Genomic DNA, 11,307 nt, shown 5'->3' on the forward strand with positions numbered 1-11,307 from the left:
ATTTAATATTTCGCTCATTACTGTTATTTTATCATTTACTGTCATGTGGAACCGAAGAATTAGTTTTATTGATAATATCATGCTTATGTTTCTGCTGGTTTACAAAAAAAAGGTATTTTTATATTGACTTATACAGTCTGACTATATATAATGACGATATACAGTCAGACTGTACAAGTGAGTTTTTTTAAATGACTAATTAAAGTAGGAGGGACTACAAAATTGAATAGGAATAAAAATCTACCGCTAACTGAAACAGTATATTATATTTTATTGGCTTTAATTGAACCAGCACACGGATATTTGATTATGCAAAAGGTTGAAGAGTTAAGTGAAGGGGCTGTGAGATTAGCTGCTGGAACGTTATATGGCGCAATTGAAAACCTTCTTAAACTCAAATTTATTAAGCCTGTTAAGAGTGAAGATAGTCGCCGCAAGGTGTATGTCATCACAGAAGAAGGAATTGAAATATTACAACTAGATACTGCAAGAATGAATCGTCTGATTGATACTATGAAGAAAGTTTTAAAAAATTAATGGAGGTGTTGAAATGAAAAAATGGATGTTCTTTACGAATTTTGAAAAAGAAGAAAAGTGGTTGAATGAGATGGCTAAGCAAGGTTATCAAATAATAAAAAAATCATTTTATTCTAATATGTACGAGTTTAAAACTATAGAACCGGAAAACTCTATCATTAAAATTGATTATCGCAAATTTAATAAAATGGAGGAATATAAAAATTATCTTACACTCTTTGAAGACAGCGGATGGGAACATCTCGCTGGAATTAAAAAATCGGGCTATCAGTATTTCAAAAAGGTTGACATCAGCGGTAGCGATGATATTTTTTCCGATGTTGCTTCTAAAGCTGGACGATACAAACGCTTATCGGACATGTCAATTACACAGCTTTCGTTTTTACTACCAATATTCGCTATATTAATTGCAACAGACTTAATAGAACCCCTAGCTATTTTGAATCCCAAAGGACTATATTATACACCAGGATTGTGGGAAAGAAGTGGCGGAGATTTTACCAGAGCTTTTCTATTCGAGACACCCTTTGCTTTATTTAGAGGATTTCTCGTGGCGTTAATTCCTGTTACTATTGTAATGTATTTTGTATTTGCAATTAAAGCAAGTAGCGAATATAAGAAATCGATTAATCGGTGGCTCCATTAAGCTAAAGGGAAACGTTAGTTAAAGAGTTCCACATATTAGTCATGTACAGTATGTAGAACTCTTTATTTTATCTGTATTCTTATATTTAGCTCTTGATAAACTGAGGAAAAAAGTACTAGACTGTTGAGGGCATAATACGAATGGCAGGATAGCTTAATAATTTGATGAATACTCTAAAGTATGGGGTGTTTACGAAACTTCGTAAATAAAACGTTATCTGTGACTATTAAAGAAGAGGTATTTTAATGGATAAATTTAAGTATTATAGATTTAAAAATGATGACGAGAAGCCCGATAATTCGACGATTCTGTCGAATCAATTACATAAAGTAACGGGCCACTATTCTAATGATTATATACAGCCAGTTATAAATCCTGGCGGAGATTTATGTACAATTTTATCAGATGAATCAGAATTTAAGGGGCATTATGGGGTTTGTTTAGTTATGATTCCATTTTTGGAGATAAACTTTTTAGAGCAAATAGAAAGAGAACTTGAAGATCTAACATCACAATTCGGAATTGAGAAAATCCATTTCACGGATATTTATGGTTCTAAACAGCTGAAAAATAGAAGAGATGAGTTTATTGCTAAATACGTTAACATTGTAAATCAGATACCTAAATCTGCGCTGTTCATTGGGAAAAATAAAGAAAAATTATTGCTTGAACTGAATGAAGTGGAGATAAGTAATGAAGAGATATATTTTAATTTATTTTGGAATATCTTAGAAAGAGTAATGGCTATTCCAAATACTCAAAATAATATTTATCATATATCGTTCGAACAAGAATATTCTTTAGACGGTAGTTTGGATAGTATTGCCGATATTACTTTTAGAAAATTATATTCTGGGATTGATCAACTATATGAAAGATTTACGGACAAATATATTTCTATATGTAAGCATCCACATTTTCACTCAAAAACCGCCTTACTTTATAGTTCATTAGCCGATCTTGCTGTATATGTTCCTAATAAAATTCAACAAAAAATCGATTCACGTGTGCCTAAGCAAAAAATAATGAAAAATTTCAAGAGCGAATTGAATCTTATAAAAACTACCTTTCAGAATTTTTCAGGCTTAGGAAGTAATGAATTAATACAAATCATTGATGAGTCGTAAATAGTAAGTTTTTTCAAGAAGATATCAACTACAGATAACATAATATTTAAGCAGCGGCTCCATACGTAGCCTTGGTCTGCTGGATGGGTTTCGTAGAAGCGTATTCATATGGGCTTTTTGATAGATTATTGCACTAACGGGAAACGTTAGTTCAATGAAAACAACGACAGTCAAGGACCTTATTTTCTGCTGACACTGGCTACCTCATTAATTAGTGTTATTTCGAATACAGCGATCCATAAGTGGTATGACGGTGTGTCTGATGTTCCTACGAAGGTCATAACGACAGTTAGTTTAATGATTTCGCGAATACTTCAACTATGTAGAATATGCGAAGTTCGCAGATTAGCTGTTAGGCGAATCTTTCGAAAGCATATATTAAAACATGGGAGGAAAAAATTGATTAAATTCATCTCATCAGTTTTATTTGTTAAAGATATAGCAGTTTCACGGATGTTTTATGAAGAGATTTTAGACCAACAAGTAGAGATAGACTATGGTGTCAACATCGGATACCTTGGTGGCTTTTCAATATGGAGGAAGGACGTAGCACATCAAAACATATTTAGAGATAACAAGGCTGAAATCGAATTAATAGGTAGCGGGAAGCAGCAAATTGAACTGTATTTTGAAGTAGAATACATAGATGAGATCTACAAAAAACTTAAAGATCATCAGATTGAATTCGTTCATGACATATTTGAACAACCTTGGGGACAAAGAGTAGTTAGAGTATATGACCCAGATAAATATATTATTGAATTAGGCGAACCGATGAATGTGGTAATCAAGAGATATTATGAGACTGGTATGACATTGGAAGAGGTAGCAGAGAGGTCTTTAACACCAATTAGTATTGTAAGAAGCGTAATTAATAACAAAATAATTAGCACTACAGATTTTTAATGTGCTTATATCTTCTTGGGAAGTCGAGAGCATCGCTTAACACCATATTCACGCATTGCAGGAGCTCCAGGCAAAGCGTAGGCATTCATAAAACATTCAGATCCGATAGGTGTGTGGATCGTTCCACAAACGGGGAAATGTTAGCTTAAAATGAACCATGATTTGGCTAAAGGAGACCCTTTGTTCAATAAACTAATGAAAGCAGCCGGTAAAAACGGGTTGCTTTCATTACGTTAAGGGGCAGGATTGCGTAGTACAAGGGGCGAATAGATTAATACAAAAAGTGGATATGTGGAGGATTTTTAATGACGCAATTTTATCTCATTCGCCACGGTGAACCTCTATGGGACATAAATGAACATTACAAATTAAAGGGACATGGCCGGGACATGGTTCCTCTTACGAATAAAGGGGTTAACCAAGTATATTTGACAGCAAAGGATGAACGTTTAAAAGAAGCTGAAATTGTTGTCTCTTCTCCTTACCCAAGAGCACTTCAAACGGCCGCTATTTTATCAAAGGAACTTGGTTTAGAAATAATGGTTGAATTCGATTTAAGGGAATGGCAACCTGACTTAACATTTGAATATGATTCATTGGAGAGGCTTAAAGAACTGGGGGATGATTATGATGCTAATCATGGAGTCTATCCTCCTGGGGTAACCAAGCTTTGGGAGTCTAAAGAACTACTGAAGAACCGCATGGAGAAGGTAATTAACAAATATCTCGAATTTCAAAAGGTGATAATTACTGGACACGGCATGGCTTTTCGTACCTTGGTAGGAGAGATAGGCGAAATTCCACATGCTTCAATTATCGAGTATTATAAACAAAGCCATGTCACTTTACGCTAACGGGAAACGATAGTTCAAGCAGTTAAGTTAAGTGAGTGATGGCAACTGTATGAGGCTGAAGGGAGAATGATTAATGAAGGGGCGAGTTTATGTAGAGTATAGGCGTTTAGGATTTTTTGCTGTAGAGACCGAAGACAATGATTTCTCCATAATTGAGGTTCGGAGTGGAATCCCTTCTTTAGGAGACGAACTGATTGGGGGGATTAATTCACTTGGTGAAAAGCAACTATACAATGAGACAACTAAAGAAGAATTAGATGTATCTATTAAATCTATACAATTAACCCTGCCCGAAGCGAAGAGCTATATTAAAGATGCTGCAAGAGGGAAATAGTTAGACGATTTAACTAACGGGATACGATAGCTTAATAAACCAGCGGGAGTTCAGGATTTTATTTTCCAGAACAAGACTGCCGCTGGTTTTATATGGGAGTCAGTCTAATACTTCGGACATGTATATGGAAAATATATAGGAGGTCCGGTAAACCAATGATAAGGTTTACCGGACCTCCTTATTGCAGAAGCGGCTGGCTGCTAGTCTGCCTCCAAAATAAAAATGCGAGACAGAAAATCGCCTCTTGGCACCTTGGAATGGTAATCACCAGATGTATGGTCATTTAAAACAATGCCGATCTCCATCAATTCATCCCCGAAATAGCCGTGTTCTCCCAAATGGGCGATGCGATATTTTTTATGAGGGTCCAGTCCGGCAAGCTTCAATCGCCGATAGCCGTCATTTACCTTCGTAAGAATGCGGTAATAGCCGACGATCGCCTGGCTTCTGTCCTCGGATCGAACCATCCATGCTGTTTCATTGCCCTGGAAGGGACTGGCTAGCCGATAAAACGTCCCCCGCGCCATGAGACTACGGTACTTCTTCATAAAGATGATTTGTTCCTGAACGGTTGTTTTTTCTTCATCGGACAACTGGCTGATATCGAGCTCATAGCCAAAAGTGCCAAAATAGGCGACACTGCCTCGGGTATTCAGCGAAACGCTGCGGGATGTCTGGTGATTGGGCACTGCGGAAACATGGGACCCCATGCTGCTGAGCGGGTATACCATCGAGGTGCCGTATTGTATTTTTAACCGTTCGACGGCGTCTGTATTATCGGAAATCCATCCCTGCGGCGAATAATACAGCATCCCCGGATCAAATCGTCCGCCTCCGCTGGCGCATGACTCGAATAAGACCTCAGGAAATTTAATGGTTAACCGTTCGTACAATTCATATATCCCCAGGATGTATTGATGGTAAACCCTTCCTTGAAAATCAGACTCCCTTCCTTGGGAAAACACTTCTGACATAGAGCGGTTCATATCCCATTTCACATAGGAGATATCAGAGCCGGCTAACAGATTGCTGAGGGTCTCATCCAAGTAATCAATGACCTCGGCCTTCGTCAAGTCCAGGACATATTGATTTCGACCCGGACTCACCGGACGGTAGGGGACGGATAATAACCAGTCCGGGTGCTTCTCATAAAGTTTGCTCGCTTTGCTGATCATTTCCGGTTCAAACCAAAGGCCGAATTTCAGCCCCATTGCGGTAATCTTAGAGGCAAGGCCGGAGATGCCATTGGGCAGCTTGGCCTTGTTGGGAAACCAGTCCCCGAGAGAGGTCGTGTCTGTATTGCGTTCGCCGAACCAGCCATCATCCAGAACAAACAATTCGATTCCAAGCTCAGTGGCCGTGCGGGCAAGCCCAAGTATTTTGTCCTCATCAAAATTCATGTAGGTGGCTTCCCAGTTATTGATTAGGATGGGGCGCTCCCTGTCTCTCCAGAAGCCTCGGACCAACCGTGTTTGATACAGCTCGTGGAACGCTTGGCTCATCCTGTTCAGGCCTTTATCAGAATACACCAACACGGACTCCGGCGTTTGAAAGCTATCTCCAGGTTCCAAAACCCAACTGAAGCCATGTGGATGTATGCCCATCATTATACGTGTCACATCATACGTATCCACTTCCGCCTGAGCCAGAAAATTGCCGCTGTACACTAAACTGAATCCGATTGCTTCGCCGAGAAACTCCGTAGTATCCTTTCGCTTCAACCCGATGAAGGGGTTATAGTTGTGGCTGCTGTGCCCCCGCAGACTGTAAATACTTTGAATACCCTGGTGCAGAGGAACATTCTGAATATGCCGCTCCCTCCCCCAAGCACCGGTCAAGGTCAACATTTCATACTCCTTATCCGGAAGCTCTAGATTGAAGCTCATAGCAGTTTCAAGGCGGATTTTCTCTGTGCCTGAATGAATTATTTTCATAGATCGGGTTAATACAGGCAACTGGTTGAAAAGAGTATATTGCAGTTCTACCTGACAGGAGAGAGTCTTGTCAATTAAACAAATACGCACGGTTTCAGCCTCATTGTCCTCTTCGACATACGTTGCGGGCAGGCCTTCAAGTGATGGCTTGCCCGGGAGGATCTGATGACTCAAATACTCAAAATGAGTGGTGCTGCTGCCATCCTGCTGGACCACATGAAGCCCGCAGTTTCTTAAATCGCCTGCACCATAAACCGAAACTTCCTGTTTGACCTGCTCCAGGGAAAACTTGGGGTTTCCTTCAAAAACGCAGGGAGACATATCGCGAAACCCCCATTCCAGCAGGTGGGAGAAATCCTCCTGGTCCTGAATCCTTTTGCCGTAATACAAATGGCCAAGCTGCTGATTCAGCATTACGCAAAAGATGTAACTGATATCATCATTGTACAAGTGAAATTGCTTGGTTCTTTCATGGTAGATCACAGGCATGGGAAAAACTCCTTTCAAAAAAGTGCTGACAATTGAAATTGTCAACACTGGGGTTTATTAGTCCATATCTTTTTCGATATTTTTGGAAAAGAGGAAGATGAGCAGAGCCGTCATGAACAGAAGTCCCGTCATAATAGGAAACAAGTTGACCTGCTCGTCAGCCGTTTGATAGAAGGTGAACAGAATCAAAGCAATTCCGTTGCCAATCGTGCCCGCCTGACCCCAAGCGGTTTGCATCTGCGTATCGTAAGCATCGGGTGACAACTTAGCTACAAGCGATGAACCGATGGGCCAAACCAGATTGTCGGAGAACGTAAGGAACAGATAGTAGAACACCATCCAAAGCAGGTTGTAGGGGGCCTGATCCTTAAACATAATGATCGGTATGGTCAGCAAGCCGAAGCCGCAAGCAGAGAACAATATACCCAATCCGTATTTATAAGTGGTGCGAATATGGGTTGCGCGTGTTTTGGTCCACAGCCAGACAAAGACGGGGGACAAGGCCAAGCCGAAAATGGTATAAATGGTTCCCACTGATCCTGGAGCAATTTCAATTCCGAAAATATGACGGTTGATTTTCTGATCGATAAAAATCGCCACAGTGGAAGTCAGCATGGTTCCGCAAAGCGCCATCACAATCTGGGCTGAGAATAATTTGAGGAAGGGCTTCAACCGTCTTTTGTCCCGGGCGGTTAAATCTTTTTTCCTCATGAGATTGGTCAAGAAAGCAATCGGAATAATAAAAGTGGCTGAAGTGATGATGTTTAATACTCCCTGGAAGGACATCACACCGTTAATGACTAAAACCACAATGGTGCCTATAAAGATAAGCATAATGATCAGGAAACGGGTCAATAATGTTTTGAACTTCCCTTCCTCAAGAGGTTTGATCGGCTTTTCGCCCAAGGGACCAAAATATTTGTGTTGTGTAAAGAAAATCACCGCACCATACAGGAAGGCAGCCGCAGACGCGATCAAGAATCCCAGATGGAAATTTTTCATTCCGATTTGGCCGACCAGAAGTGGAGCAACCAGACCGGCAATATTGTTGGCAATCGTGTGAATGGTGAAGGCGGCGTCCCGTCTTCCGCTGTCGGATTTGCGGTAGAGCTGGCCGGTCAAAGAAGCGTTGCTTGCCCCCATAATTGGAAGCGACATCAAAAACAATGCGATGAATGCAAATATTCTTCCTTGTGTTAGAGAAAATGCCGGAATGGCCAAAACACCAAATGCCATCCCTTTCACTATGTTGCCAATAATCAAAGCTTTGCGCATGCCCAATACCCGGTCAGCCAACCAGCTTCCCAAAATGCCAAATATGGAGTTGCAGGCGCCCATTGCCGCAATCATAGATGCGGCCTGACCCTGTGTGAAGCCTAACCCTTTCATGTATGGACTGTAGAGATAGAAAATTAAAATCGCGTACAAGGCTCCCCAAGCAAATGAATTAAAAAAGTTCCCTGCTGCCAAAGCGCCTACACCTCTTGGGTGGCCCAAAAATTTCTTGTCGTCCAGTACCTCCTCCAACGATTTATTTCTGGGATTCATGTTCGTATGGCTTTCATCGCTCATGGTTCTTCCTTCTTTCTGCGTATTTCTGAGAACGCTTTCCCTTTTAAAATATAGCAGATTCATTTCTGTAAAACGGTAGCGGATAGTTGGGATAGGTGGACATTTATTACCTATCGCGGAGGTATCCGTTTCTCTCTAAGCGGCTGAATCGCAAAATTCAATCCTCTCCGCACTTTAAGCGAACATTCAGTTCAAACTCAGGTCAGCTTAAGGCTGGGGAGATAGGATAAGGGCAGAGGAAATGTTTAGCAGTACATAGGAAGAGGCAGCCCCGAGCTGCTGGTTACATAACAGATTAGTGTGGTTGCTTCAGCAAAGAATACATACGGATATGGAGGAAACACCTATGTTTACAAAAATTCGCGCAAAAATACTACTTGGCTTCGCAGTGGTCATTCTCGTGTTCATCGCCGCAATCGCCGGAAATACCTTGTTTCAAGGCAAGGTTACCATGCTCACCGAGCAGATTAACCGCAATTACAGCAAGCTGTCGCTCGTTCAGCAGCTGACGGACAAGATCCGCACAGCGGACGGGCTCGGCGCCAGATATGTGATGAGTAATACAGACGAGGAAAGAACCACCTATCTGACCGTTTATGAGGCAATGATTCCGGAGATTACCGAGGCGATAACCGTGCTTAAGAATGCGGTCCTCAATGAAGCGGAGCTTGCCGGGATTACGAATCTCGAAAGTGAATGGAGCAATTATTTGACGGTGTTGGAAGGTGCTTTCGCTTTGGCCAAGGAAGGGAATTTCCCGAATGCGCAAAAGGAGTTCACGAATCTCTCGCTGGATACGATTATTGATTCGCAGCTGGTCTTCGAGAATACGCTGAATGAGGAGATTCAGCATGCGCAAAGTCAGTCCGCGGAGCACCGCAGCTCGGCCATGGGCATCAGCTTTGGCGTGACGGGCTTGTCGGTTCTGCTGGCTATCTTCATCGCACTGCTGCTGTCCAGCAAGATTATTAAACCGATCCGTGATGTAAATAAACAACTGCAGGAGATTGCCGAAGGAGATGCCGACCTGACCCGCAAGCTGACAGTCCGGACCAAGGACGAGATCGGTGATCTGGCTCTTGCTTTCAATAAAATGACGGATAATCTCGGTCTGATCATCGGACAGGTGAGCCAGTCAGCGGATGGTCTGGCGGCTTCTTCCGTCAAGCTTACCTACGACAGCGGGCTGACGGCCGAGGCCACGGAACGGATCGCCGGCATTATGGGTACGGTTGCTTCCGGTTCGGAGAGACAAATGAATGATCTGCAGACCAACATGTCGACGATTGTTGAAATGTCGGCCGGCATCCAGCAGATCGCCGCTAGTGTGCAGGATATTTCCGATGCTTCACTGCGTTCTAATGAATTCGCCATGTCAGGCGACAAGTCGCTGCAGGCGGCCGCCCGCCAGATGGCTTCGATTAACCAGTCGATTGGGTCGCTGTCCGAGCAGGTGCTTGGTTTTGCCAAACGGTCCCGGGAGATCGGCAGCATTGTTGGGGTCATCCAAGGCATCGCCTCGCAGACCAATATGCTGGCGCTCAACGCAACAATTGAAGCGGCGCGTGCCGGGGAACAGGGCAGAGGATTCGCCGTTGTTGCCGATCAGGTACGCAAGCTGGCCGAGCAATCCGGAGAATCGGCCAATCTTATTGCCGAGATGGCGGCAGGGATTCAGTCCGATGCCGATGATGCGGTCCTGGTGATGAAGAGCAGCATTGCCGAGGTGCAGGACGGTACGGAAATCATTGAAGAAGCAGGACATTCCTTCGGAGAGATCCGCATTTCGATCGATTCCCTGGCCGGACAGGTACAGGAGGTATCGGGAGCGGTCGAGGAGATCACGGCGGCTACCGAAGAGATTGTGGAGTCGATCCGCACCGTCACACAAATATCGGAAACCACGGCTGCGAATACACAGCAGGTGTCGGCAGCTTCACAGGAGCAGATGGCATCGGTAGAACAAATCGCTTCCTCGGCAGGTGCGCTGAGCACATTGGCGCAAGGGCTGCAGGGGTTGGTGGCAAGGTTTAATGTGTAGCTTGACTGGAAATACGCTCTTCAGCAAATCTTTACCTTCATTTCATTTGGTTTTAAGCTTCAGGCGGTATATTCATCACATGACCCCCATACAATAGACCTTGACCCTGCCGGATGACGGCGGGGTCGCTTTTTTTATATGCTGCTATATATAAATGGAGAGTTTATTCCAGTATCAGGGTAATTTAGAGTAGGTGTGTTTTGGGCATAAACTAGGATCTTTACTATATAACAGGGGATGATTGAAAATGAATGGATTTACTCAGGAGATCACAGGTAAACTTAATCAGCTATCTCTTAAAGAACGAGAAATGATTACAAGTGTGCTATCCACACATTTTGGCAAAGTCTGCGGGCTGTCACCAGCTGCATTGGCCTTGTTAGACTGTTCGGCGCTGGAGATTATTAATTCCACAATTGACGGGCTGATTCTTACCAAAAGTTCGGTTCCAGAATTAGATGAACTTGTTATAGATTCTGATCATCTGAATCTTCCGAGAAAGATTTATTTTGGCCGGGTAGAAAAGAATAACAATTAATGTGAACGTAATATTGCACATACTACGCATAGAAACGGCCATTGGTTAAAATCTAGTTATATCTTATATTATTACCATAATTAGTTGGTTAATAGTCAGTCTCCGAGTTCGGTCAGTGTATCTTGCGATTGCGGCTAGTAGTTCTGCATGTTTGCGCAAGGAGTAGATCGTGCTTTTTGTTGTGGATGTGCAGCATTGGGAGACGCTGCAGCTGGCTAATTGAAATTGGATTTGTGCGGGCAGAAGGGCAGCCTTTGAATCGAGGAGGTGAAGGGAGAAACAAGTTGTTTGTGAATGCGCTTTCTTTAAGAGGCTCCATAACATTATGG

The 11,307-nt window shown here is 42.7% G+C and carries 10 protein-coding genes; 8 read left to right on the top strand and 2 right to left on the bottom strand.

The genetic code is table 11. The annotated features are described in order from the left end of the window. The first annotated feature begins 222 nt into the window (after positions 1-222). The 6 genes from ACQ76X_RS25930 (at position 223) to ACQ76X_RS25955 (ending at position 4,404) form a co-directional block, all read left to right on the top strand. On the top strand, positions 223-537 hold the full coding sequence (locus tag ACQ76X_RS25930; RefSeq protein ID WP_076114578.1) for a PadR family transcriptional regulator: 315 nt from the start codon (positions 223-225) through the stop codon (positions 535-537). A gap of 13 nt (positions 538-550) precedes the next feature. Next, positions 551-1,183: a DUF2812 domain-containing protein gene (locus ACQ76X_RS25935; RefSeq protein ID WP_438496640.1), complete on the top strand. Its 633-nt coding sequence runs from the start codon at positions 551-553 to the stop codon at positions 1,181-1,183. Between the two features lie 245 nt (positions 1,184-1,428). Then, positions 1,429-2,310 carry a hypothetical protein gene (locus tag ACQ76X_RS25940; RefSeq protein ID WP_438496641.1) on the top strand — a complete coding sequence of 294 codons (882 nt, stop codon included), beginning with the start codon at positions 1,429-1,431 and terminating at the stop codon, positions 2,308-2,310. Positions 2,311-2,709: 399 nt separating this feature from the next. Continuing rightward, positions 2,710-3,216 (top strand): VOC family protein, encoded by a 507-nt coding sequence (locus ACQ76X_RS25945; RefSeq protein WP_438496642.1) that lies wholly within the window; start codon positions 2,710-2,712, stop codon positions 3,214-3,216. A gap of 305 nt (positions 3,217-3,521) precedes the next feature. Further along, positions 3,522-4,070 carry a histidine phosphatase family protein gene (locus ACQ76X_RS25950; protein WP_438496643.1) on the top strand — a complete coding sequence of 183 codons (549 nt, stop codon included), beginning with the start codon at positions 3,522-3,524 and terminating at the stop codon, positions 4,068-4,070. A gap of 73 nt (positions 4,071-4,143) precedes the next feature. Further along, positions 4,144-4,404, top strand: a complete 261-nt coding sequence (locus ACQ76X_RS25955; protein WP_438496645.1) for a hypothetical protein — start codon at positions 4,144-4,146, stop codon at positions 4,402-4,404. A 200-nt stretch (positions 4,405-4,604) separates the two neighbouring features. On the opposite strand, the gene ACQ76X_RS25960 is transcribed toward ACQ76X_RS25955, so the two are convergent. Next, positions 4,605-6,827 (bottom strand): alpha-galactosidase, encoded by a 2,223-nt coding sequence (locus ACQ76X_RS25960; RefSeq protein ID WP_438496647.1) that lies wholly within the window; start codon positions 6,825-6,827, stop codon positions 4,605-4,607. A gap of 57 nt (positions 6,828-6,884) precedes the next feature. Further along, complete coding sequence (locus ACQ76X_RS25965) at positions 6,885-8,399, bottom strand: peptide MFS transporter (protein WP_038590228.1); 1,515 nt, start codon at positions 8,397-8,399, stop codon at positions 6,885-6,887. 346 nt (positions 8,400-8,745) lie between these two features. Between ACQ76X_RS25965 and ACQ76X_RS25970 the strand changes: the two genes are divergently transcribed. Together ACQ76X_RS25970 and ACQ76X_RS25975 are read left to right on the top strand one after the other, a co-directional pair. Continuing rightward, positions 8,746-10,440 (top strand): methyl-accepting chemotaxis protein, encoded by a 1,695-nt coding sequence (locus ACQ76X_RS25970; RefSeq protein WP_438496649.1) that lies wholly within the window; start codon positions 8,746-8,748, stop codon positions 10,438-10,440. Positions 10,441-10,687: 247 nt separating this feature from the next. Further along, positions 10,688-10,978 (top strand): hypothetical protein, encoded by a 291-nt coding sequence (locus ACQ76X_RS25975; RefSeq protein ID WP_438496650.1) that lies wholly within the window; start codon positions 10,688-10,690, stop codon positions 10,976-10,978. Positions 10,979-11,307 lie beyond the last annotated feature (329 nt).

The sequence above is a fragment of the Paenibacillus sp. IHBB 3054 genome (assembly GCF_051594305.1).
GTDB lineage: Bacteria > Bacillota > Bacilli > Paenibacillales > Paenibacillaceae > Paenibacillus_AQ.

Coding starts and splice junctions, on each gene's coding strand:
- ACQ76X_RS25975 (WP_438496650.1), top strand. CDS start 10,688: ATGAATGGATTTACTCAGGAGATCACAGGTAAACTTAATCAGCTATCT.
- ACQ76X_RS25970 (WP_438496649.1), top strand. CDS start 8,746: ATGTTTACAAAAATTCGCGCAAAAATACTACTTGGCTTCGCAGTGGTC.
- ACQ76X_RS25935 (WP_438496640.1), top strand. CDS start 551: ATGAAAAAATGGATGTTCTTTACGAATTTTGAAAAAGAAGAAAAGTGG.
- ACQ76X_RS25950 (WP_438496643.1), top strand. CDS start 3,522: ATGACGCAATTTTATCTCATTCGCCACGGTGAACCTCTATGGGACATA.
- ACQ76X_RS25955 (WP_438496645.1), top strand. CDS start 4,144: ATGAAGGGGCGAGTTTATGTAGAGTATAGGCGTTTAGGATTTTTTGCT.
- ACQ76X_RS25965 (WP_038590228.1), bottom strand. CDS start 8,399: ATGAGCGATGAAAGCCATACGAACATGAATCCCAGAAATAAATCGTTG.
- ACQ76X_RS25940 (WP_438496641.1), top strand. CDS start 1,429: ATGGATAAATTTAAGTATTATAGATTTAAAAATGATGACGAGAAGCCC.
- ACQ76X_RS25960 (WP_438496647.1), bottom strand. CDS start 6,827: ATGCCTGTGATCTACCATGAAAGAACCAAGCAATTTCACTTGTACAAT.